This window comes from Xanthomonas chitinilytica, assembly GCF_026107455.2.
Lineage (GTDB): Bacteria > Pseudomonadota > Gammaproteobacteria > Xanthomonadales > Xanthomonadaceae > Stenotrophomonas > Stenotrophomonas chitinilytica.
The window spans coordinates 148,999-172,239 of sequence record NZ_JAPCHY010000011.1 but is presented as its reverse complement, the minus strand read 5'-3'; the positions used below and the strand labels follow the sequence as shown (position 1 = coordinate 172,239).

At 69.4% G+C, this 23,241-nt stretch carries 20 protein-coding genes and 1 other RNA gene; 11 read left to right on the top strand and 10 right to left on the bottom strand.

Annotation, left to right across the window (positions count from 1 at the left end; genetic code table 11):
• Positions 1 to 163: 163 nt before the first annotated feature.
• Both tmk and ssrA read right to left on the bottom strand, forming a co-directional pair.
• Complete coding sequence (gene tmk, locus OK345_RS13535) at positions 164 to 847, bottom strand: dTMP kinase (protein WP_265128507.1); 684 nt, start codon at positions 845 to 847, stop codon at positions 164 to 166.
• A 145-nt stretch (positions 848 to 992) separates the two neighbouring features.
• Positions 993 to 1,346, bottom strand: a transfer-messenger RNA (tmRNA) gene (gene ssrA, locus OK345_RS13530).
• Positions 1,347 to 1,499: 153 nt separating this feature from the next.
• On the opposite strand from ssrA, the gene OK345_RS13525 reads away from it, so the two are divergent.
• The gene (locus tag OK345_RS13525; RefSeq protein WP_265128506.1) at positions 1,500 to 3,950 is read left to right on the top strand and encodes a S8 family serine peptidase; all 2,451 of its coding nucleotides are present in this window, start codon (positions 1,500 to 1,502) and stop codon (positions 3,948 to 3,950) included.
• Positions 3,951 to 4,048: 98 nt separating this feature from the next.
• Here OK345_RS13525 and smpB read toward each other — a convergent pair whose 3' ends face one another.
• Entirely contained in the window at positions 4,049 to 4,552 is a 504-nt protein-coding gene (gene smpB, locus OK345_RS13520; RefSeq protein WP_265128505.1) for an SsrA-binding protein SmpB, read from the bottom strand.
• A gap of 58 nt (positions 4,553 to 4,610) precedes the next feature.
• On the opposite strand from smpB, the gene OK345_RS13515 reads away from it, so the two are divergent.
• Together OK345_RS13515 and OK345_RS13510 are read left to right on the top strand one after the other, a co-directional pair.
• Entirely contained in the window at positions 4,611 to 5,039 is a 429-nt protein-coding gene (locus OK345_RS13515) for a type II toxin-antitoxin system RatA family toxin (RefSeq protein WP_265128504.1), read from the top strand.
• Positions 5,040 to 5,044: 5 nt separating this feature from the next.
• Positions 5,045 to 5,302, top strand: coding sequence for an RnfH family protein (locus tag OK345_RS13510; protein ID WP_265128529.1), 258 nt, complete (start codon positions 5,045 to 5,047; stop codon positions 5,300 to 5,302).
• A gap of 15 nt (positions 5,303 to 5,317) precedes the next feature.
• Here OK345_RS13510 and OK345_RS13505 read toward each other — a convergent pair whose 3' ends face one another.
• Positions 5,318 to 5,707 (bottom strand): outer membrane protein assembly factor BamE, encoded by a 390-nt coding sequence (locus OK345_RS13505; protein ID WP_265128503.1) that lies wholly within the window; start codon positions 5,705 to 5,707, stop codon positions 5,318 to 5,320.
• Positions 5,708 to 5,811: 104 nt separating this feature from the next.
• Here OK345_RS13505 and fur point away from each other — a divergent pair, with 104 nt between their 5' ends.
• Entirely contained in the window at positions 5,812 to 6,219 is a 408-nt protein-coding gene (fur, locus tag OK345_RS13500; protein ID WP_265128528.1) for a ferric iron uptake transcriptional regulator, read from the top strand.
• A gap of 350 nt (positions 6,220 to 6,569) precedes the next feature.
• Here fur and recN read toward each other — a convergent pair whose 3' ends face one another.
• Positions 6,570 to 8,234: a DNA repair protein RecN gene (recN, locus tag OK345_RS13495; RefSeq protein WP_265128502.1), complete on the bottom strand. Its 1,665-nt coding sequence runs from the start codon at positions 8,232 to 8,234 to the stop codon at positions 6,570 to 6,572.
• 113 nt (positions 8,235 to 8,347) lie between these two features.
• Between recN and hrcA the strand changes: the two genes are divergently transcribed.
• The 6 genes from hrcA (at position 8,348) to OK345_RS13465 (ending at position 15,686) form a co-directional block, all read left to right on the top strand.
• Complete coding sequence (hrcA, locus tag OK345_RS13490) at positions 8,348 to 9,415, top strand: heat-inducible transcriptional repressor HrcA (RefSeq protein WP_265128501.1); 1,068 nt, start codon at positions 8,348 to 8,350, stop codon at positions 9,413 to 9,415.
• A gap of 64 nt (positions 9,416 to 9,479) precedes the next feature.
• Positions 9,480 to 9,998 carry a nucleotide exchange factor GrpE gene (gene grpE / locus OK345_RS13485; RefSeq protein WP_265128500.1) on the top strand — a complete coding sequence of 173 codons (519 nt, stop codon included), beginning with the start codon at positions 9,480 to 9,482 and terminating at the stop codon, positions 9,996 to 9,998.
• Between the two features lie 149 nt (positions 9,999 to 10,147).
• Entirely contained in the window at positions 10,148 to 12,082 is a 1,935-nt protein-coding gene (dnaK, locus tag OK345_RS13480) for a molecular chaperone DnaK (protein WP_265128499.1), read from the top strand.
• Positions 12,083 to 12,240: 158 nt separating this feature from the next.
• Complete coding sequence (gene dnaJ / locus OK345_RS13475; protein ID WP_265128498.1) at positions 12,241 to 13,362, top strand: molecular chaperone DnaJ; 1,122 nt, start codon at positions 12,241 to 12,243, stop codon at positions 13,360 to 13,362.
• Between the two features lie 306 nt (positions 13,363 to 13,668).
• Positions 13,669 to 14,577: a pyridoxal kinase gene (gene pdxY, locus OK345_RS13470; protein ID WP_265128497.1), complete on the top strand. Its 909-nt coding sequence runs from the start codon at positions 13,669 to 13,671 to the stop codon at positions 14,575 to 14,577.
• Positions 14,574 to 15,686 (top strand): prephenate dehydrogenase, encoded by a 1,113-nt coding sequence (locus OK345_RS13465; RefSeq protein WP_265128496.1) that lies wholly within the window; start codon positions 14,574 to 14,576, stop codon positions 15,684 to 15,686. The genes pdxY and OK345_RS13465 overlap by 4 nt, the downstream gene beginning before the upstream one ends.
• A gap of 155 nt (positions 15,687 to 15,841) precedes the next feature.
• Here the strand turns inward: OK345_RS13465 and OK345_RS13460 are convergent, their stop codons facing one another.
• The 5 genes from OK345_RS13460 to OK345_RS13440 form a co-directional block, all read right to left on the bottom strand.
• Positions 15,842 to 16,042 (bottom strand): hypothetical protein, encoded by a 201-nt coding sequence (locus tag OK345_RS13460; protein ID WP_265128495.1) that lies wholly within the window; start codon positions 16,040 to 16,042, stop codon positions 15,842 to 15,844.
• Between the two features lie 84 nt (positions 16,043 to 16,126).
• Positions 16,127 to 17,893, bottom strand: a complete 1,767-nt coding sequence (locus OK345_RS13455; protein WP_265128494.1) for an ABC transporter transmembrane domain-containing protein — start codon at positions 17,891 to 17,893, stop codon at positions 16,127 to 16,129.
• Positions 17,886 to 18,482, bottom strand: a complete 597-nt coding sequence (locus tag OK345_RS13450) for an IMPACT family protein (RefSeq protein ID WP_265128493.1) — start codon at positions 18,480 to 18,482, stop codon at positions 17,886 to 17,888. Before OK345_RS13450 ends, OK345_RS13455 begins: the two co-directional genes overlap by 8 nt.
• A gap of 56 nt (positions 18,483 to 18,538) precedes the next feature.
• Entirely contained in the window at positions 18,539 to 19,390 is an 852-nt protein-coding gene (locus OK345_RS13445) for a hypothetical protein (protein WP_265155059.1), read from the bottom strand.
• Between the two features lie 107 nt (positions 19,391 to 19,497).
• Positions 19,498 to 20,016, bottom strand: coding sequence for an RNA polymerase sigma factor (locus tag OK345_RS13440; protein WP_425510972.1), 519 nt, complete (start codon positions 20,014 to 20,016; stop codon positions 19,498 to 19,500).
• A 200-nt stretch (positions 20,017 to 20,216) separates the two neighbouring features.
• Between OK345_RS13440 and OK345_RS13435 the strand changes: the two genes are divergently transcribed.
• Positions 20,217 to 23,099 (top strand): bifunctional diguanylate cyclase/phosphodiesterase, encoded by a 2,883-nt coding sequence (locus OK345_RS13435; RefSeq protein ID WP_265128490.1) that lies wholly within the window; start codon positions 20,217 to 20,219, stop codon positions 23,097 to 23,099.
• Positions 23,100 to 23,241: the final 142 nt, after the last annotated feature.

Genomic DNA, 23,241 nt, shown 5'->3' with positions numbered 1-23,241 from the left:
CGGAAGGCCTGTGCCGTGGCCGGGCATGCATGGCCTGGGGCGAGCCGTTGCCCGTCGCCCGGCAGCAGGGTGGTTGCCAAGCGACCGGCGGCAGGAAAGGTCGCCACCGGCCCGACGCAACCGATGCCGGCATGAAAAACCCCGCCTGGGCGGGGTCCGGAATTCAGCTGGCCGTACTGGCGGCCAGTCGCTGCAGGCTGCGCACCGCCTCGCTGTCCAGGTTGTCGTCGCCGGCCAGCCGCCGGTTCAGCTCGGCCCGTATCGCGGCGTGTGCCTGTTCCAGCACGGCATCGGCCGGCTGGCTGGCATCGATCACCTGCTTGGCCGGGATATCCAGCTCCAGGAAGATCTCGCGGCAGCGTTGCAGGTTCTGTTCCGTCTCGAAGTGGTTCGGCGCGTCGCCGCGCTTGCGGATGCGGGCCAGACCGGTGGCCGGCGGCAGGTCGAGCAGCAGCAGCACGTCCGGCCGCGGAGCGAAATCGTTGGCGGCCAGCAGCTGGTCCGGCGGCAGGCCGGCGGCGCCCTGGTAGGCCACCATCGAAGGGAAATAGCGATCGAGGATGACCACGCCGCCCTGCGCCAGCGCCGGGGCGATCACTTCCTGCACGTGCTGGCGGCGGTCTCGGATCAGGTAGTCCACTTCCTGCTCCGGGTCCAGGCGACCGGTGGTGGCCGATTCGCGCAGCTTCATGCCCCAGGGGCCGCTGGTCGGCTCCTTGCTCAGCGACACCTGGGCGCCCGCCTGCTGCAGAAGGGTCGCAAGGCCGTTGGCCAGCGTGGTCTTGCCGGCCCCGTCGATGCCTTCGATGGCAATCAGCAGGCCGCCCGGAATGGTGTTCTTGGTCATCGCCTTACTCTAGCGGATCAGCGCGGGAACCCGCAGAGGTCGCGGCGGCTCGCGGCAGTTTGGGCCGGGCAGGGGATCGCAGCCAACAAAAAACCCGCATCGCTGCGGGATTCTTTGTGCTGCGGGCCGAAGCCCGGAGCGGTAATGGTGGAGGTGGGCGGAATTGAACCGCCGTCCGAAGGCACTCCATCCCCGGCACTACATGCTTAGCTCACCGTTGAATCTCGCCCTGTGGCAGCACGGTGTGCAAAGCGCACCCCAGGACCAGCCTGTTTGGGTTAAGCCATGACTGACAGGCAGCCGTCACAGCCGGTTCCGTGATAATGACCCTACATCCACGAGCACGGGCACAAGTGGGTTCGGGGCTACGCCTTAAGCGGCGAGAGCGTAGTTGTCGTCGTTGGCAACTATGAGTTTTGCAGCTGGATTTACGAGGAAAGCTACCCCCTCGGCATGCGCCAAGCGACTTCACAACCCCCGTCGAAACCAGTGCACCCCCGGGGAAAGCGTAAAACGCTGACCGGCACAGTGTAGGGGCGGTGGTGGGCGGCCACAAGCGATATCTTGGCACCGGCTCAGGTGGGCTTAAGACGGCGACGATGTCCGCCGCAAGCGCGCGGATGCGTTGCATCAGACAGGAAGGGAGAGGGCGATGGCTGTGTCGAAAAGCGGGAAAGGCAAGGGCCGGGAGGCGCCGGCCAGGACCAGGGCGGCACCGCGCGCGGCGGCGAAGGTGGTGAAGAAGGCTGCCGGAAAGAAGGCCGCGGCCGGAAAGGCGCCGGGCAAGGCGGCACGGGCCACGGCCACCGGCAACGCCACGACCGTCGTGTACATCCACGGCATCGGCAACAAGCCGCCGGCCGAGGTGCTGCGCTGCCAGTGGGACAACGCCCTGTTCGGGCAGGCCATGGGCGAGCGCACGCGCATGGCCTACTGGGTCAACCGCGAGCGCTATCCATCGCCCGAGCCGGGGGGCTGCGAGGGGCGCGACGAGGGGCCGGCGCTGAACCAGGCCGAACAGCGGGTGCTGGGGGCGCTGGGGGTGATGCCGAGCACCGGCGACCTGCATGCCCTGGCCGACGCCCTGGCGCAGTCCGAGGCCGAGCGCGGGCAACTGCACCAGCTGCTCGACGAACTGCAGGCGGCGTCGCCCGCCGGCCTGGGGCCGCAGGCGAAAGGCCCGGTCGACGTGCTCAACCGCGTGCTGCTGAAGCTCATTTCGGCAGCGCTGCTGCAGGACGTGCACGACTTCTTCTATGTGCCGGCGCGCCGCGAGGCGATGCGCGAGTCACTGCTGCAGCGCCTGCGGGCCGGGGGCGGGCCTTTCGTGGTGGTGGCGCACAGCCAGGGCTCGATGGTCGCCTACGATGTGCTGCGCGAGATGCAGGCGGCCGAGTGCGACGTGGCGCTGTTCCTCACCATCGGCTCGCCGCTGGGGTTGCCGGTGGTGCGCAGCATGTTCAAGAAGTGGACGGGACAGAAGAAACTGCCGTTCCCGGCCTGCGTGCGCCGCTGGGTCAACGTGGCCGAGCGGCGCGATCCGGTGGCGCTGGACCCGGACCTGTCCGACGACATCCGCGGGGCGGACGGGCGCTTCCTCAACATCGCCGGCGACCGGCTCAATCCCGACTGGCGGCGCAACCCGCATTCGGGCTCGGGCTACCTGTCGATCCCGCAGGTGCGGGCCGAGGTGCGCCAGGCGGTGGGCATCCAGTTCGACCAGCCGGTCTCCAGCACGGTGGTGCTGAAGGACCTGTCCAACCAGCTCGAGGCCCGCGATGCCGGCTACCGGCACGAGGTACTGATCGAGCTGGAAAGGATGCCGGCAGGGCAGGACATGGCGACGCTGCGCGAAACGTTGCTGGGCCGCGTGCGCGAACTGGCCGCGGCCGGCACCGGCCTGCGCGGCAGGGCGCTGGACGAGGCGATCGAGCTGGAGGATTCGCTGCAGCGCTTCGTGTCGGCGCGGCTGACGCGTTTCGAGATCGAGAGCCTGCGCGACGAGTACCGCACCCTGGGCTTCCGGCGGCTGTGGCGCGACGCCGGCAAGCGCGCGCTGATGGAGCAGTCGCGCCGCGTGGTGCAGGCGGATGCGGCGCAGATGGCCTATGGCGCGCTGGGCGAGGGCATCGGCTGGGCGGTACTGGACACCGGCATCGCCGCCTCGCATCCGCATTTCCATGTGCCGGGCGAGCGCGACACCGTGGCGGCACAGTGGGACTGCACCCGGCTCGGCCCGCCGCAGCAGGTGCTGCGCAGCGACGGCGATGCGTTCTCGACGATGGATGGCCACGGCCATGGCACCCATGTGGCCGGCATCATCGCCGGACAGTGCCGGGCGACGATGCCGGGGCAGGAGCGGGAAGCGGCGTTCACCGCGGTCGCACCGCGTGCGCGCCTGTATGGCTTCAAGGTGCTGGACGACGACGGCAACGGCCGCGACTCGTGGATCATCAAGGGCGTGCAGCAGGTGGCCGAGATCAACGAGCGTGCCGGCGAGCTGGTAATCCATGGCGTCAACCTGAGCCTGGGCGGCTACTTTGATGCCGAGAGCTACGGCTGCGGCTTCACCCCGCTGTGCAACGAACTGCGGCGGCTGTGGCGGCAGGGCGTGGTGGTGGTGCTGGCCGCCGGCAACGAAGGGCTGGCGTGGCTGGTGCAGTACGACGGCGAGGCCTATCCGGCCAACATGGACATAAGCATCGGCGATCCGGCCAACCTGGAGGAAGCCATCGCCGTCGGTTCGGTGCACAAGAGCAGCCCGCACAGCTACGGGGTGTCGTACTTCTCCTCGCGCGGGCCGACCGCCGATGGCCGCCAGAAGCCGGACGTGGTGGCGCCGGGCGAGAAGATCGTCTCGGCGCATGCCGGCTACCGGCTGGACGATCCGGCGAGCTGGATGGTGGAGATGAGCGGCACCAGCATGGCCGCCCCGCACGTGGCCGGGTTGCTGGCGGGTTTCCTGTCGGTGCGGCGCGAGTTCATCGGCTTCCCCGACCGGGTCAAGCAGCTGCTGCTGGCGCACTGCACCGACCTTGCGCGCGATCCCTACCTGCAGGGGCGCGGGGTGCCGAACCTGATGCGGATGCTCGGCGCCACCTGAGTTCCGGTGCCGCGCCGCAGGAAGGCGTGTGGCACCGAAGAACGCGCCGCCGCGCGCGGACGGAATGACGTGCCGACCGTTGGCATGCCGCCAGCGGTCTATGCGTCCTTGTTGTGGCGTCGCATGAGGCGCTGCTTGTCGCGCGCCCAATCCCGATCCTTCGCCGCTTCGCGCTTGTCGTGGCTCTGCTTGCCCTTGGCCAGCGCGATCTCCAGCTTGATCTTGTTCTTGCTCCAGTACATCGCGGTGGGAACCAGGGTGTAGCCGTCGCGCTCGACCCGGCCGATCAGCTTGTCGATCTCGTTGCGATGGAGCAGCAGCTTGCGCTGGCGCCGGTCCTCGGCCACGACGTGGGTCGAGGCCTGGATCAGCGGGGTGATCTGCGCGCCGATCAGGTAGATCTCGCCGTCGCGCACGTAGGCGTAGGCGTCGGTCATGTTGCCGCGGCCGGCACGGATCGCCTTGACCTCCCAGCCCTGCAGCACCAGGCCGGCCTCGTAGCGTTCCTCCAGGTGGTATTCGTGGCGCGCACGCTTGTTCAGCGCGATGGTCTTGGTGGCCGTCGCGCTCTTTGCTTTATCCTTGCCGGGTTTCTTGCTCATCGCCGTATTGTCTCCGATTCGGGGCTTCCCCGGACGATCCATCTGCTTCCCCTATCGAATGCCTACTATCCGCCGCAGCGCCCTGGTCGAACATTCCGCCTCGCGCATGTTCGACCTGGTCAATGATGTCGCCGCCTATCCGCGCCGCTTCCGCTGGTGCGACAAGGCCCAGATACTGGAGCAGGATCCGGAGCGGGTGGTCGCGCGCCTGGACCTGGGGCTGGGGTCGTTCCGCACCTGGTTCATGACCGAGAACGCGCTGCAGCGGCCGCACAGCATCGACATGCAGCTGCGCGACGGCCCGTTCAAGCGCCTGCATGGCCGCTGGGAATTCCACGTGCTGGCCGAGGACGCCTGCAAGGTCAGCCTGACGCTGGAGTTCGAGCCGACCACGCGCTTGCTGGGGCCGGCGCTGGCGCTGGGGTTCCAGGGGCTGGCCGACCGCATGGTCAACGACTTCGTGCGCGTGGCCGACCAGGAGGCGTGAGCGCGATGCGCATCGAGGTGGTGCTGGCCTGGCCCGACCGTTGCCAGTCGCGGCAGCTGGAACTGGAAGAGGGGGCGACCGTGGCCGATGCGGTCGCCCGCGCCGCACTCGACGACGGCGGCAACGCGGTGGCCTGTGCCGTACACGGCGTGCTGGTCAAGCCGGAGGCGCCGCTGCGCGATGGCGACCGGGTGGAGCTGCTGCGGCCGCTGCTGGCCGATCCGAAAGAGAACCGCCGCCGGCGCGCCCGCGCCGGCAGCTGAAACCGCCGCGATGGCTCAGCGGCGGCCCTTCTTGTCCTTCGGCAGGTTGCGGCCGAACTGGCGCACGCTGGACTTGGCCAGGTCCGCATCCTGGTTCGGGAAATACTCGCCTTCCCAGCGCACCACCTGGTCGTTCTCGAAGAACACGGTGAAGTTCTTGATCTCGATCCTGCCGACACGGTTCACGCGCTGGCTGGCGGTGTAGTCCCAGCGCTGGGCGTGGAACGGATCGGGAATCGAGGGGGTGCCGAGCAGGGCGTTGACCTGCTGCTTGCTCTGGCCGACCTGCAGCTGCTCGACGGCCTGCTCCCGGATCAGGTTGCCCTGATAGATAGGCTGCTTGTAGATGATGCCGCAGCCGGTGGCGGACAGGGCAACAACGGCGACCAACAGGAGATTGCGCATCGGGAATCGCGATTGGGGAAATCCCGGCGATGATACACTCCCCGGCACCCAGCGCGACCTGACCGGAGGCAACTGGCGTTAAACCGCCAATGAACAAGATGGCCATGGAATCCAACGATCTCCGCAAAGTGGGCCTGAAGGTGACGCATCCGCGGATGCGCATCCTGGCGCTGCTGGAGCAGCGCACCGCACAGCACCACATGACCGCCGAAGACATCTACCGCCAGCTGCTCGACCATGGCGACGAGATCGGCCTGGCGACGGTCTACCGGGTGCTGACCCAGTTCGAGGCGGCCGGGTTGGTGCTCAAGCACAACTTCGAAGGCGGCCAGGCCGTGTACGAGCTGGACCGTGGCGGCCACCACGACCACATGGTCGACGTCGACTCCGGCAAGATCATCGAGTTCGAGAGCCACGAGATCGAGGAACTCCAGCGCAAGATCGCCGCCGATCACGGCTACGAGCTGGAAGAACACTCGCTGGTCCTGTACGTGCGCAAGAAGCGCCGCTGACGGCAGCCGGCGCCGGCAGTTGGCCGGCGCTCAGGCGGTATCCGCGGAGAGCACGCGGCCGGCGCCTTCCGGCAGCGACCCCGGGGGCTTGGCTCGCCTCCGGGAGAAGGGCACACGGTCGGCACGGGTTGCTGGCGGCCGCGACATGCATTCGAAAGGCCCGCGACCGACGTCGCCCCTGCCACGATCCCCCCGTAGGAGCGACGTCAGTCGCGACCAGGATGAAGCGGCCAATGGCGCTTCCGGCAGGTGGCATCACGCCAGTTCCGATACCGATTCCGATCCGGGGCGGGAATCCCGCGCCCGCTGCTCTCCCCGCAGCCGGGGAAAGCACTTCCTCCGTCGCCGGTTCAGCTGCCCTGCATCAGCCTGCGGGCCGCGGCGCGGGCTTCCTTGCTGACTTCCACGCCGCCGAGCATGCGCGCCAGTTCCTCCTGGCGCTGGCGGCTGTCGAGCAGTTCCACCGCGCTCTGGGTCATGCCGTCCACCGGCGCCTTGCTGACCCGGTAGTGGGCATGGCCCTTGGAAGCGACCTGCGGCAGGTGGGTGACGCACAGCACCTGCCGTTTCTCGCCCAGCGCCCGCAGTTTCTGGCCGACGATGTCGGCCACCGCGCCGCCGATGCCCGAGTCGACTTCGTCGAACACCATGGTCGGCACCGCATCCAGGCCGAGCGCGGCGACCTCGATCGCCAGCGAGATGCGCGACAGCTCGCCGCCGGAGGCCACCTTGCGCAGCGCCCGCGGCGGCTGCCCGGCGTTGGCGGCGACCAGGAATTCCACGCGCTCGGCGCCGTTGGGGTCGGGCCGGGCGACGGTATGCGGCTCGACCTCGATCAGGAACTGGCCGCCGCCCATGCCCAGCTCGCCGATCAGTTCGGTGGTGGTGGCCGACAGCGCCGCGGCGGCGGCGCGCCGGCTTTCGCCCAGCCGCGTGGCGGCGGCGTTCCAGTCGGCGGCGGCCTGTTCGATCTCGCCGGCCAGCTTCTGCAGCCGCAGGTCGGCACCGTGCAGGTGTTCCACTTCGGTGGCCAGCGCGTCGCGGTGGCTGCCCAGCTCCTCCATCGCGACCCGGTGCTTGCGGGCCAGGTCGTGCAGGCGGCCGAGCCGGCGTTCGATGTCCTCGAACTGCTGCGGGTCGGCATCCAGGTCGTCGTGGATGCGGTCGAGCAGGGCCAGCGCCTCGTGCAGCTGGATCGTCGCGCTGTCGATCAGGGCGTCGACGTCGCCGAGCCGCGCGTCGTGCTGGCTGACCCGCGACAGCTCGTGGCGGATGTGCTGCAGCAGTTGCAGCACCGAGGTGCCGTCGTCGCCGTTGAGCTGGGCGCTGGCGCTCTCGCAGGCGCCGATCAGCGCCGCGGCGTGGGCCTGGCGACGGTGGCTGGCGCCCAGCGCGGCGATCGACTCCGGTTCCAGGTCCTCGCGCTGCAGCTCCTGCAACTGGTGTTCGAGGAAGCCGATGCGGTCGGACACGTCGCCCTGGCGGGACAGCGTCTCCTGCTCGTCGAGCAGCGCCTGCCAGCGGCCGGCGGCCTGCCGCACCGCGGCGCGCTCGGCGTCGTTGCGGGCGTAGGCATCGAGCAGCGCCAGCTGGCTGGGGCGCGACAGCAGCGCCTGCTGCTCGTGCTGGCCGTGGATCTCCACCAGCATCGCGGCCAGTTCCGTCAGCTGGGTCAGGGTGACCGGGCGGCCGTTGATGAACGCGCGCGAGCCGCCGTCGGCACGGATCACCCGCCGCAGCTGGCACTGTTCCTCGTCGTCGAGCTCGTTGTCGCGCAGCCAGCGGCGGGCCGGAGCGTCGTCGGCCAGCGCGAATTCGGCCGAAAGCTCGGCGCGGCCGGCGCCGTGGCGGACCACGCCGCTGTCGGCGCGCAGCCCGGACAGGAAGCCGAGCGCGTCCACCATCAGCGACTTGCCGGCGCCGGTTTCGCCGGAAACCACGGTCATGCCCGGCCCGAACTCCAGTTCGGTGGCGCGGACGACGGCGAAATCCTTGATAGAGAGATGTCTGAGCATGGTCGAGGGGCTGAAGGGCCGCGCAAAGCTAGCACGCGCGCGAAGGTGGTCCAATGGCTTGCCAACGGGGGCAGGGTGACATTATCTAGTGTGCGATCTCACAGGCTGAGTCCATGCATCCGTCTTCCCTGCCACCGCTTGCCCCGCGTGCGCGCCAGCTGCTGCGCACGCTGATCTCGCGCTATATCAGCGATGGCGAGCCGGTCGGCTCGCAGACGCTGGCGCGGCACGCCGGGCTGGACGTGAGCCCGGCCACGATCCGCAACATCCTGGGCGACCTGGAGGACCTGGGGCTGCTCAGTTCGCCGCATACCTCGGCCGGGCGGGTGCCCACCGCGCAGGGCTACCGGGTGTTCGTCGACAGCCTGGTGCAGATGCGGCCGCCGGGCGAGAACGAAGTGAGCCGGCTGCGCAGCGAACTGGCCTCGGGCAGCGGCACCCAGACCCTGCTGGGCAGCGCCTCGGAGCTGCTGTCGGCGATGACCCGCTTCGTCGGCGTGGTCAGCGCGCCGCGCCGCGAGCAGTTCGCGTTCCGGCACATCGACTTCGTGTCGCTGGAGCCGCGCCGGGTGCTGGCGATCCTGGTGTTCTCCGACAACGAGGTGCAGAACCGGGTCATCGCGCCGCGCCGGGCGTACCGGCCGGACGAGCTGGAACGGGTGGCCAACTACCTGAACGCGCATTTCGCCGGGCGGCCGGTGACCGAGATCCGCCACCGGTTGCTGCAGGACCTGCGCAACGCGCAGGCGGAAATGGAGCAGTTGCTGGCGCACAGCGTGGACCTGGCCGAACAGGCGCTGGTGCCGGGCGAGGACGACGTGGTGCTGGCCGGGCAGACCCGGCTGATGGGGGTGCAGGACCTGGGCGACCTGGACCGGCTGCGCGAACTGTTCGAACTGTTCGCCAGCAAGCGCGAGATCCTGCAACTGCTCGAGCGCACCATCCAGGCGCCGGGCATGCGCATCTTCATCGGCGAGGAAACCGGCATGGTGCCGTTGGAAAGCGTGTCGCTGGTCACTGCGCCCTACGTGGCCGGCGGCCAGGTGCTGGGGGTGCTGGGCGTGATCGGCCCCAAGCGCATGGCCTACGACCGGGTGATCCCGCTGGTGCAGACCGCCGCCGAAGTGCTGGGCGAGGCGCTGGAGGTGCCGCCGCCAGCCGCCGAGGGCGCTCCGGCTTGAATCCGCCCAACCTGCCCACATACGTGGTCGGAGTAGGCGGCAGACCTTCGCCTGGGAACCGGAAATGAACCAAGACCACCCCGAATTCGATTCTGAAAACCCCTCCGAACCGCAGACGCCGGTGGATCCGCTGCAGGAGCAGCTGGAAGCCCTGCGCAACGAGCTTGCGCTGCTGAAGGCCGATTCCCTGCGCGAGCGCGCCGACCTGGAGAACCAGCGCAAGCGCATCGCGCGCGATGTCGAGCAGGCCCGCAAGTTCGCCAACGAGAAGCTGCTGGGCGACCTGCTGCCGGTGTTCGACAGCCTCGATGCCGGCCTCAATGCCGCCGGTGCCGAGGCCAGCCCGCTGCGCGATGGCCTGGAGCTGACCTACAAGCAGCTGCTCAAGGTGGCCGCCGACAACGGCCTCACCCTGCTGGACCCGGCCGGCGAAGCGTTCAACCCCGAGCACCACCAGGCCATCAGCCAGGTGGAGGCCCACGGAATCGCCCCGGGTCACGTGGTCACGGTGTTCCAGAAGGGCTACCTGCTCAACGGGCGCCTGCTGCGGCCGGCGCTGGTGGTGGTGGCCAGGGCCGACTGAGCCGTCGCCGCCGGCCGGTCGCTTAACAGGCCCCGGCAGCGGCACACAGCGTCACGGGGACGGCTTGAATGTGAAACGGGCATCCCCCACATCCCATCCATAACCCGGCAGCGGCCGGACGGCATACGCATCTTTCAGGAGTCTCCCTCATGGGCAAGATCATCGGTATCGACCTCGGCACCACCAACTCGTGCGTGGCGATCATGGACGGCGGCAAGGCCCGCGTCATCGAAAACTCGGAGGGCGACCGCACCACGCCTTCCATCGTCGCCTACACCAAGGACGGCGAAGTGCTGGTGGGCGCCTCGGCCAAGCGCCAGGCCGTCACCAACCCCAAGAACACCTTCTACGCCGTCAAGCGCCTGATCGGCCGCAAGTTCACCGACGGCGAAGTGCAGAAGGACATCGCCCACGTCCCGTACGCCATCATCGCCCACGACAACGGCGACGCCTGGGTGCAGGGCAGCGACGGCAAGAAGATGGCGCCGCAGGAGATTTCCGCGCGCGTGCTGGAGAAGATGAAGAAGACCGCCGAGGACTTCCTGGGCGAGAAGGTCACCGAGGCGGTCATCACCGTGCCGGCCTACTTCAACGACAGCCAGCGCCAGGCGACCAAGGACGCCGGCCGCATCGCCGGCCTGGACGTCAAGCGCATCATCAACGAGCCGACCGCCGCGGCCCTGGCCTATGGCCTGGACAAGGGCGACGGCAAGGACCGCAAGATCGTGGTCTACGACCTGGGCGGCGGCACCTTCGACGTGTCGATCATCGAGATCGCCAACGTCGACGGCGAGAAGCAGTTCGAGGTGCTGGCCACCAACGGCGACACCTTCCTGGGCGGCGAAGACTTCGACAACCGCGTCATCGAGTACCTGGTCGACGAGTTCCAGAAGGACCAGGGCATCGACCTGCGCAAGGATCCGCTGGCGCTGCAGCGCCTGAAGGATGCGGCCGAGCGCGCCAAGATCGAGCTGTCCAGCGCGCAGCAGACCGAAGTGAATCTGCCGTACGTCACCGCCGACGCCTCCGGTCCGAAGCACCTGAACATCAAGCTGACCCGCGCCAAGCTGGAAGCGCTGGTGGAGGAGCTGATCAAGCGTTCGATCGAGCCGTGCCGCATCGCCCTGAACGATGCCGGCCTGCGCACCAGCGACATCGGCGAGATCATCCTGGTCGGCGGCCAGACCCGCATGCCCAAGGTGCAGCAGGCGGTGACCGAGTTCTTCGGCAAGGAACCGCGCAAGGACGTCAACCCGGACGAAGCCGTGGCGCTGGGTGCGGCGATCCAGGGCGGCGTGCTGGGGGGCGACGTTAAGGACGTGCTGCTGCTGGACGTGACCCCGCTGTCGCTGGGCATCGAGACCCTGGGCGGCGTGTTCACCAAGATCATCGAGAAGAACACCACCATCCCGACCAAGGCCTCGCAGACTTTCTCCACGGCCGAGGACAACCAGTCGGCGGTGACCGTGCACGTGCTGCAGGGTGAGCGCGACCAGGCCCGCTACAACAAGTCGCTGGCCAAGTTCGACCTGTCCGGCATCGAGCCGGCGCCGCGCGGCCTGCCGCAGGTGGAGGTGTCGTTCGACATCGACGCCAACGGCATCCTGCACGTGTCGGCCAAGGACAAGAAGACCAACAAGGAACAGAAGGTCGAGATCAAGGCCGGTTCGGGCCTGTCCGAGGAAGAGATCGCGCGGATGGTGGCCGACGCCGAAGCCAACCGCGAGGAAGACAAGAAGTTCCAGGAGCTGGTGCAGGCACGCAACCAGGCCGACGGCCTGATCCACGCCACCCGCACCGCGATCACCGAGCACGGCAGCAAGGTCGGCGGCGACGTGATCGGCAAGGTCGAGTCGGCGCTGGCCGACCTGGAGACGGCGATGAAGGGCGACGACAAGGCGCAGATCGAAGCCAAGTCGAAGGCGCTGGAGGAAGCCGGCCAGTCGCTGTATGCCGCCGCGGCCGCGGCCGAGCAGGGCAGTGACGCCGGCGGTGCCGATACCGGTGCCGGCGCGTCCTCGGCCAAGCACGACGACGTCGTCGATGCCGAGTTCACCGAAGTCAAGGACGACAAGAAGTCCTGATCCGGACATGGCGGGGGACGCTGCAACGGCAGCGTCCCTTCGTCGTATCGAATGGTCCTGACAGCCAACCGGCCTGTCGGGGCGCCCGGCGCGGGAGCGGACGAGATTCCGCTCCTTCGTCTTGACGAATCCCGACTATCCGGACACCGATCCACGATATGAGCAAGCGTGACTATTACGAGGTACTGGGGGTTTCCCGCACTGCCGGCGACGAAGAACTGAAGAAGGCCTATCGCCGCTGCGCGATGAAGCACCACCCGGACCGCAACCCGGGCGACAGCGCCGCCGAGGCGGCGTTCAAGGAGTGCAAGGAGGCTTACGAAGTCCTGTCCGACGGCAACAAGCGCCGCATGTACGACGCCCATGGCCACGCCGCGTTCGAGCATGGCATGGGCGGCGGCGCTGGCGGCCCGGACATGGGCGACATCTTCGGCGACATCTTCGGCAACATCTTCGGTGGTGGTGGCGGTTCGCGCCAGGCGCGTCGCGGCGCCGACATCGGCTACGTGATGGAGCTGGACCTCGAAGAAGCGGTGATGGGCGTCGAGCGCCGCATCGAAATCCCGACCCTGGCCGAATGCGGCGACTGCCGCGGCAGCGGCTCGGAGGACGGCAAGGTCGAGACCTGCAACGTCTGCCACGGCCGCGGCCAGGTGCGCATCCAGCGCGGCATCTTCGCCATGCAGCAGGCCTGCCACAACTGCGGCGGCCGCGGGCAGATCATCCAGAGCCCGTGCAAGACCTGCCGTGGCGCCGGGCGCGTGGAAGAAGACAAGGTGCTGTCGGTCAAGATTCCGGCCGGCGTCGACAACGGCGACCGCATCCGCCTGGCGGGCGAGGGCGAAGCGGGGCCGGTCGGTACGCCGCCGGGTGACCTGTACGTGGAAGTGCGCGTGCGCGAGCACCCGATCTTCCAGCGCGACGGCGACGACCTGCATTGCGACGTGCCGATCCGCATCTCGCAGGCCGCGCTGGGCGATACCGTGCGCGTGGCCACGCTGGGCGGCGAGGCGGAAATCCGCATCCCCGCCGAAACCCAGACCGGCAAGCTGTTCCGCCTGCGCGGCAAGGGCGTGCGCTCGGTGCGCAGCCGCAGCGAGGGCGACCTGTACTGCCGGGTGGTGGTGGAAACCCCGGTCAACCTCACCGCCGAGCAGCGCAAGCTGCTGGAGCAGTTCGAGGCCACCTTCATCGGCGAGGAGGCACGCAAGCATTCGCCCAAGTCGGCCACCTTCATCGATGGCGTCAAGGGCTTCTGGGACCGGATGACCTCGTCCTGATTGCGGCGGGGTTCTCCGCTGCGAAAAGGCCGCAGCCTGCTGCGGCTTTTTTTTTGGTCTGTCAGGGCGGTCGAGGTTCCCATCGGTCGCGACTGACGTCGCTCCTACAACACCTTCCTGCTCCCTGTAGGAGCGACGTCAGTCGCGAGCTTTCCGCCCCGCCCCGGGAATGTGTTTCTCCCGCGGATGATTGAACGGGAGGAGACCGGCCTCGCCGGGCCGCTGGTCGAATCGCAGCCGGTCGACGCCTTGGTTGCATGTGCATCGATGCCGCCGGCCGCCGGCATACGGCCGTAAAATGCGGCGATGAACGAATCCGACCACAGCCATCTCGTGCACGGTCGCCGGCAACGCCCCGAAGGGCCTTCGCCGGTGGACGTGATCTCGGTGCAATCGCAACTGGTCTACGGCCACGCCGGCAACAGCGCGGCGGTGCCGCCGCTGCGCGCGCTGGGCCTGCGGGTGGCGGAAATACCGACCACCCTGCTCAGCAATGCGCCGTTCTATCCGACCCTGCGCGGCCGGGTATTGCCGGCGGACTGGCTGGCCGACCTGCTGCTGGGCGCCAGCGAACGCGGCCTGCCGCAGCGTGCCGGTGCGCTGGTGTCGGGCTACTTCGGCAGCGTCGCCAATGGCGCGGCCTTCGCCGACTGGCTGGAGACGGCATTGCCGCAGGCGCCCAACCTGCGCTACTGCCTGGATCCGGTGATCGGCGATACCCACACCGGGCCCTACGTCGAGCCGGGCCTGGAAGCCATCTTCGCCGAACGGCTGCTGCCGCACGCCTGGCTGGTGACACCCAATGCGTTCGAGTTGGGCCGCCTCACCGGCATGCCGAGCCTGGCGCAGGACGATGCCATCGCCGCGTCGCGCGCGCTGCTGGCGCGCGGCCCGCAATGGGTGATCGCGCACAGCGTTTCCGGCGATCCCGGCCAGCTGGTGACGCTGGCCGTCGGCCGCGACGCGATCTGGCGCTGGACCTCGCCGCACCTGCCGGTGGACGTGGCCGGCACCGGCGACGTGCTGATGTCGCTGCTGGTCGGCTTCCTGCTGAAGGGCGAGGCCTTCGAGGCGGCAGTGGGGCGCGCGATCGCGGGCGTGCATGCGGCGTTGGAAGCGACCCTGGCGGCGGGCCACGAGGAATTCGACGTGCTGGCCGCGGCGCCGGCGGCGCTGTCGCTGCCCGACCGTTTCCGCGCCGAGCGCCTGGCATGAGGACACCGGCGGTAGTCGGCATCGTCGGCAGCGCCGGTGCCTACGGCCGCTGGCTGCGGCGGTTCTTCAGCGAGCGCATGGGCCTGGAGGTGATCGGCCACGATCCGGCCGATGCCGCCTCGGACAGTCCGGAGACGCTGCTGGAGCGCGCCGACGTGCTGCTGTTCTCGGCGCCGATCCGGCATACGCCGGCGCTGATCGGCGACTACGTGCGGCGCTCGGCCGGGCGCGAGCGCGGGAAGCTGTGGCTGGACGTCACCTCGGTCAAGGCCGGGCCGGTGGCGGCGATGCTGGAATCGCAGGCGGACGTCGCCGGGTTGCACCCGATGACCGCGCCGCCGAAGGCGCCGACGCTGAAGGGGCGGGTGCTGGTGGTGTGCCAGGCGCGCCTGCGGCACTGGCAAGGCTGGCTGCAGGCGCTGTGCGGGGCGCTGGAGGCCGAGTGCGTGCAGGCCACGCCGGAGCACCACGACAAGGTCATGGCGCTGGTGCAGGCGATGGTGCACGCCACCCACCTGGCCCAGGCCGGCGTGCTGCGCGAATATGCGCCGCAACTGGGCGAACTGCCGTCGCTGATGCCCTACCGCTCGGCCTCGTTCGAACTGGACACGGCGATCATCGCCCGCATCCTGTCGATGAACCCGGCCATCTACGAGGACATCCAGTTCGGCAACCCGCACGTGGCCGGGATGCTGGACCGGCTGCTGGATCAGCTGCGGCAACTGCGCGCGCAGGTCGGCGACGGCAGCGAGGCCGCGCGCGAGGCGTTCCGCCGGCAGTTCCTCGAACGCAACCGCCAGGCGCTGGGCGAAGCCGCGCTGGGCGAGGGCAACTACAGTTTCGAGCGGGTCGGCTACCTGCTGGCCGACCTGACCGAGACCCGGGCATTGAGCGTCTACCTGCCGCGGGATTGCGCCGGCTCGTTGCGCGAGCTGCTGCACGTGTTCGAGCGCCATGGCGTGAGCCTGTCCTCGATCCATTCCTCGCGCACGCCGCTGGGCGAGGTGCATTTCCGCATCGGCTTCGACCACGACAGCGACCCGCAGGCATTGGCCGCCGCGGCGCGCGAGATCGACGACAGCGGCATCGGCCGGGTACTCCCGCGCTGACGGCGGCAGCGCCGAATCCATCCACAGGCGGTGTGGATGGAATGCGCACAAACATGTGGATAACCGCCGGAACGCCCCGCGGCACAAGCCTGTCAAGATGCCTGGTCAAAATTTGACCAGCATGCGTTGCGCCGGCGACGGCACGGCCGCGGCGGTCATGCCGCGGACAGCGTCAGCTCGCCTCCGGCAGTGACGTATTGCCGGCCACGTCGTATCAGGTGGCGGCCATCGGCCAGTTCGTAGCGCGGCGCGCCGTTGCCGTCGCCCTCGTCGTTGCCGCTCTTCTCGTCCTTGAACTCGATGATGACGTAGGTTTCGCCATCCGGGCCGATGGCGGGGAATTGCCGGAAAGCCATGGGGTGCCTCCTGGAAGCCGTTGCATCGCGCCGGGCGCGGCCCGGCAGCGGGAGCATGCAACGGCCGCCGTTAGCGGCCTGTCATCAGTCGATGAATTGCAGGCGCGCCAGCTCCGCATACAGCCCGCCCTCGGCCAGCAGCTGGGCATGCGTGCCCTGGGCGACGATGCGGCCATGGTCCATCACCACGATGCGGTCGGCCTTGAGCACGGTGGCCAGGCGGTGCGCGATCACCAGCGTGGTGCGGCCGGCCATCAACCGTTCCAGCGCCTGCTGCACGGCGCGCTCGCTCTGCGCGTCCAGTGCGCTGGTGGCTTCGTCCAGCAGCAGGATCGGCGCGTCCTTGAGCAGGGCGCGGGCGATGGCGATGCGCTGCTGCTGGCCGCCGGACAGGCGCGCGCCGCGTTCGCCCAGGTCGCTGTCGTAGCCCTCGGGCAGTTGCTGCAGGAAGTCGTCGGCCTCGGCGGAGCGGGCGGCGGCCCGCATCTGCTCGTCGCTGGCTTCCAGGCGGCCGTAGCGGATGTTGTCGGCGGCGCTGGCGGCGAACAGGGTGGGTTGCTGCGGCACCAGCGCGATCTGCCGGCGCAGCGCCGCCGGATCGACATCGCGCAGGTCGACGCCATCGATGGACAGCGTGCCCTGCTGCGGATCGTGGAAGCGCAGCAGCAGCGACAGCACGGTGCTCTTGCCGGCACCGGAAGGCCCGACCAGCGCGACCGTCTCGCCGGGGCGGATGTGCAGGTCGAAGCCCTGCAGCGCCGCGCGGTCGGGACGTTGCGGGTAGTGGAACTGCACGTCCTCGAAGCGGATCTCGCCGCGCAGCGGCACCGGCAGCGCCTGCGGTTGCGCCGGCGCCACCACCTGCGGGGTTTCCTGCAGCAGTTCGGAAATCCGGCCCATGCCGCCGGCGGCGCGCTGCAGCTCGTTCCAGACCTCGGCCAGCGCGCCGATGGAACCGCCGCCGATCAGCGCGTACAGCACGAACTGGCCGAGCGTGCCGGCGCTCATGCGCCCGTCGACCACGTCGTGGGCGCCGGACCACAGCACCAGCACGATCGCGCCGAAGATCAGCATGATGGCCGCGGCGGTGACGATCGACTGGGTGCGGATGCGGCGCCGCGCGGTGGCGACCGATACCGCCAGCGCCTGGTCGAAGCGGCCGCGCTCGTAGGGTTCGCGCGCATGCGCCTGTACCGTGCGCACCGCGCCCAGGGTCTCGGCGGCCAGGCTGTTGGCGTCGGCGATCCGATCCTGGCTGGCACGCGAGATCTTCTGCAGGCGGCGCGCGCCCAGCACGATCGGCAGCACCGCCAGCGGGATGCCGAGCAGTGCGTAGGCGGCCAGCCGCGGGCTGGTGACGAACAGCATCGCCAGGCTGCCGACCACGGTGACCGAACTGCGCAGCGCCACCGACATGGTCGAGCCGATCACGCTGCGCAGCAGTTCGCTGTCGGCCGACAGCCGCGAGACCAGTTCGCCGCTGCGGCTGCGGTCGTGGAAGCCGGCATCCAGGCCGATCAGGTGGCCGTACAGCTGGCCGCGCAGGTCGGCCACCACCTTCTCGCCCAGCAGCGAGACGAAGAAGAAGCGCGCCGCCGTGGCCAGCGCCAGCACCACCGCCACCGCCAGCAGCAGGGCGAAGGCGCGGTTGATCTGGCCGCCGCCGGAAAACCCGTGGTCGATCATCTGCCGCACCGCCATCGGCAGGCTCAGGGTGGCCAGCGAGGACACCGCCAGCGCCGCCAGCCAGGCCACGAACAGGCCGTAATGACGGCGGATGAACGGCCACAGGGTGCCGAGGCTGCCCAGCTTGCGCAGCGATTTTTCCCTGGCCGGGGCGGGTTCATTCATGGGTGTCGGATTCCGTGATGCGGATGCGGTCGCGGGTGGCGTCGCGAAGCCGCCGGGTCAGTGCCTCCGTTTCGCTGGCGGGCAGCCGGATGTCCAGCTGCAGGCCGTCGGGATGGAAGGTTTCCTGCCGTTTCTCGGCCATGTGCGCGGCCAGCGCGGCATGGAGCGCGCCGATGTCCTCGAAGCCGCAGCGCAGGGTCAGCGCCGCCAGTGCCACCAGCGGCTGCCGCGGCGCCAGCCGCAGGCATTCGGCGGCGGTGCCGCCATAGGCGCGCACCAGCCCGCCGGCACCCAGCTTGATGCCGCCGAACCAGCGCGTCACCACCACCACGATGCGGTCGAAGCCCTGGCCGTCGATGGCGGCCAGGATCGGCCGCCCGGCGGTGCCGGCGGGTTCGCCGTCGTCGCTGGAGCGGTAATCGTTGCCATGCCGGTAGGCCCAGCAGTTGTGGGTGGCGTCGGCCACCGACACCTGCTGCACGAAGCCCAGCGCCGCCGCCGCGTCGGCGATCGGCGCGGCATGGGCGATGAAGCGGCTGTGGCGGATTTCCAGCGAATGGCTGACGGTTGCGGCGAGCGTATCGAGCATCCGGACCATTCTAGTGATTGCCTCCGCGGCTGTCCGCCGGGCCGCAAGGTGCACCCTCATTCCTCGAGCAGCGGACGCAGGTCGCGCGGGATGCGGGCGTGCGGGTGGTCGTCAGCGAACCGGCGCAGGCTGGCGCGGGCGCCTTCCAGGTCGCCGCCGTCGCGGCGCTCGCGGATGCGTTGCAGCCATTGCCGCCGCGGCAGCGCGGCGTCGTGCTCGATGCCCGCCGCGTCGGCCGGCTCCGCCGATGCCGGGAACGCGGCTACCGGTGCCGCGGTGCGCCGGGGCGGTGGCGGTGCCGCCTCGGATTTGCGCTGTTGCTGCGACGGGGCACGTTCCCGGGCGGCGAGGGCGCCGGCAGTGGGGACGACGCGGTCCTCGAGTGCGGCGGGCGCCGCTGCCGGTGGGGCCGGCGGCGCGGGAGGCGCTGTGGGAACGACGATGCGCTCGGCAACTGGCGGCGATGGGACCGGTTCGACGATGGCCGGTTCCGGGGAAGGCGGAGCAGGGCGCGCGCGGGCGGCGGCCGGGGCAGGTGCCGCGGCCGCGGCCGCGGGAGCAGCTTGGATGGAGGGAGGATCGATCTTTTCCGCCTCCTGGCTGAAAGCGGAGGCGGGCGCTTCGGATGCGGCATCGGACGATGCTTCGGCCGCCGCCGGCGCAGCGGCGGGAGCCGGCAGGTCCGTCTCCTGCATGGGAGCGGGCGGCAACGGGCGGAGCTGCCAGGCGATGCCGACCGCAATCACTAGCGATGCCGCCAGCCCCATCAGTGCCATGGGGCGCTGCCGGCGGCGATGCGCGCGGGTCCGGGAGAGCGCGGTCGCCGGAACGGCGGCGACCGCCGGTGGCGGATCGGCCTGCAGGCTATCGTTCCGGCCTGCGGTCGATTGCAGTTCGGCGCGCGCCATGGCCAGCACCGCGGCGTCCACCTGCGGCGAGGGACCGTCGCCGGGCGATGGCGAGCCCAGCAGCCGGGCCAGCTCGCGTTCTTCGGCGGTCAGGGGATCGGGTGTGTTCATTCGCTCAACCTCGCGCGCAGCTTGTCCATCGCATAGCGCAGCCGCGACTTGACGGTTTCCCGGCCCACGCCGGTGATCTGGCCGATTTCCTCCAGGCTCAGTTCCTGCTCCAGCCGCAGCAGCACCACCTGCTGCTGTTCGGGCGGCAGTTCGCGCAGGGCGCGCTGCAGTTGCCGCCGTTGCGACAGCTCGGACAGCGCCAGCTCCGGGGTGCAGGCATCGGCCAGGCGCGCAGTGCGTTCTTCGGCGTCGATCGGCGCGGGCGGCCGATGACGGGCGGCGCGCCAGTGGTCGTTGAGCCGATTGTGGGCGATGCGGAACAGCCAGGTGGTGAAGGCCGCCTCCGGTTGCCAGCCGGCGCGGGCATGGACCAGCCGCTGCCATACGTCCTGGAACAGCTCCTCGGCCAGCGATGGGTCGCGCAGCTGCCCCAGCAGGAAGTGGTACAGGCGGCTGCGATGGCGCGCGTACAGCACTCCGAACGCGTCCAGGTCGCCGCCCGCATAGGCCTGCATCAGGGATTCGTCGGTGGGCTGGGCAGCGGTATCCACCCCGCGAGCGTAAGCGCTGGCCGCTGCCGTGCCTAGTTCTCCGCGATCCGCGCAAGCGGGAGCGGCGGGCAGCATGCCGACAGGTGCTGCGCGGCCGGGCGCGGCGGCGTTATGCTGGGTACAGGGGAGGCGCCGGGCCACCGGTGCCAGCAGGAATCCAACGCATGTCGTCCAGCCAGTCCGCGTCCAACACGGCCAACGCCTTTCCGACGGAAAAGGTGGTGGCAACCCTGCACGGGCTGCTGCCTGCCGGTGCATCGGTGGCGGTGGCGTGGGAGGACGAACTGCTGGGCAACGGCAGCAGTGCGCATCCGGAAGACGCCGGTTCCCTGCGCGACCATGCCGAGCGGGCGTTGCAGGAGAACGGCACCGGCTATGCCGACGGCCAGCTGCGCCACACCTGGACCCCCGGCAAGGGCGGCGCCCGCATGGCGGTGGTGGCCCAGGCGGCCACCGCGCTGGAACCGGCGCAGCGCCGTGCCTGGCTGGGCATGGCGATGGCGCTGGGCAACGCCGCGCTGGATGCCGCCCGCCAGCGCCTGCACATCGAACAGCTGGAACGCGCCAAGCTGCTGCAGGAAGCCCTGTACGAGATCGCCGACCTGGCCGGCGCCGACCTGGAAATGGCGGAGATGCTGTGCCAGTTCCACCGCGTGCTCGGTTCGCTGATGTATGCCGAGAACTGTTTCATCGTCGAGTACGACGATGCGCGCAACAGCCTGCGTTTCCTCTACTTCGCCGACAACCAGGACCAGTTCGCGCCCGATCCGGCGCGCAGCTACCACGAACACGAGATGCCCAGCAGCCTGACCTTCGCGCTGCTGCGGCACGGCCAGCCGCTCAGCGGCCCGTCGCGCGAGCTGCTGCAGCACATGGGCGACGACCACGACGCATTGCAGGGGCCGGAGAGTTCCCATTGGCTGGGCGTGCCGATGCGGCGCGAGGGCCGGGTCTGCGGCGCCATCGTGGTGCAGAGCTACGAGAGCGGCGTGCATTACAGCGAAGAGGACCGCGCACTGCTGGACTTCGTCGCCAAGCACATCCTGACCGCGATGGACCGGCGCCAGGCGCAGGTGCAGCTGGAACAGCGGGTACAGGAGCGCACCCTGGAGCTGCAGCGCGCCAACCGCAACCTGCAGGAGGAGATCGCCGAGCGCCGGCGCGCGGAAACGCTGCAGCTGGCGCTGTTCAACATCTCCGAGCTGGCGATGAGCTGCGAGACCCTGGATCGCTTCTACGCCGAAGTGCATGGTGTGGTGGGCAAGCTGCTGGACGCGCGCAACTTCTACATCGCGCTCATCAACGATGTCGGGACCGGCCTGGAGTTCGTGTACTCGGTGGACGAGCACGGCGCCCGCCAATCGCGTCCCTTCAGCGGCGGCCTGACCGAATACACGTTGCGCCAACGTCGCGCGGTGCTGGTGTCGCGCAAGGACATCGACGAACTGCACCTGGCCGGCGAAGTGCAGGAGTTCGGCACCAAGTCGCACTGCTGGCTGGGGGTCCCGTTGTTCCGCGACGACGAAGCGGTGGGCGTCATCGTGGTGCAGAGCTATTCCCGGGACGTGAGCTTCACCCGCCACGACCAGCGCCTGCTGGCGTTCGTCGCCCACAACATCGGCAACGGCCTGGCCCGCCAGCGCGACCAGGAACGCCTGCGCCATGCGCATGCGCAGCTGGAGCGGCGGGTGGAGGAACGCACCCGCGAGCTGGGCGAGGTCAACCAGAAGCTGCTGGCGCAGATCGGCGAGCGGCTGCGCGCCGAGCAGCGGCTGACCCACCAGGCCATGCACGACGTGTTGACCGGGCTGCCCAACCGCCTGCACCTGCTCGATCGCCTGGAAGACGCCATCCAGCGTGCCCGCTACGGCGATGGCATGCCGTTCGCGGTGCTGTTCCTGGACCTGGACCGGTTCAAGCTGGTCAACGACAGCATCGGCCACGCCGCCGGCGACAAGATGCTGGTCGAGGTGGCCAAGCGCATCGTCTCGATGGTGCGCAGCGACGACGTGGTGGCGCGGCTGGGCGGCGACGAATTCGCGATCCTGGTCAATTGCGGCGCCGACTCCGGTCCGGTGCTGGAACTGGGCCAGCGGCTGCTGCTGGCGCTGGAGGAACCGATGCTGGTGGCCGGCCGCGAGCTGTTTCCTTCCGGCAGCGTCGGCATCGCCCTGTGGCATCCGCGCTATCGCAACGGCGAGGAACTGCTGCGCGACTCGGACGCGGCCATGTATCGCGCCAAGGCGAAGGGCCAGAACCGCTGCGTGCTGTTCGACGAGGCGATGCGCGAGGCGGCGCTGCGCAGCCTGGACCTGGAAGCGGATCTGCGCCGGGCGATCAACAACCGCGATTTCCTGCCGTTCTACCAGCCCATCGTGCGCCTGCGCGACGGCGAAGTGGTCGGCTACGAGGCGTTGTTGCGCTGGCAGCACGAAACCCGTGGGTTGCTGCTGCCCGGCGTGTTCCTGGAGCTGGGCGAGGAGAGCGGGCTGATCGAACAGGTGGACTGGCTGCTGTACGAACAGGTGATCAACCGGCTGGCACGCGGCGGCCGTGGCTACGTGTCGGTCAACGTGTCGCCGCGGCATTTCCGCTCGCCGGATTTCATCCCGCGCCTGTTCGGCCTGATCGAGGCGGCCAACGCCGATCCGTACCGGTTGCGGGTGGAGATCACCGAGATGGCGCTGGTGGACGATGGCCCGCGCACGCTGCAGATCCTGCAGGCGCTGCGCGAGCGCGGCATCCAGATCCAGCTGGACGATTTCGGCACCGGTTTCTCGGCGCTTTCGTACCTGCACCGCTTCCCGATCTCGACCCTGAAGATCGACCAGAGCTTCGTCGCCGGGCTGCACGAGGAACAGGGCCAGAGCACGCTGACGCTGGTGCGCGGGGTGCTGTCGCTGGCCAACACCCTGGGCATCGAAACCGTGGGCGAGGGCATCGAGACCGTGCAGCAGCAGCAGACGCTGATGGAGCTGGGCTGCGATTACGGCCAGGGTTACCTGCTCGGCCGCCCGGCACCGATGCAGCTGCAGGAAATCGCCTGAAGCATCCGCTTTCCAGCGGCTGAAGTGCTTTTCAGCCGCCGGATGACTGCTCATGGCCGATCGAACGGGAAACGTCTCCATTCCGGAGTCAAGTCGCGGGTATCCGTGCAATACGCTGCGGCGCTTCCCATCGATCCGCGCC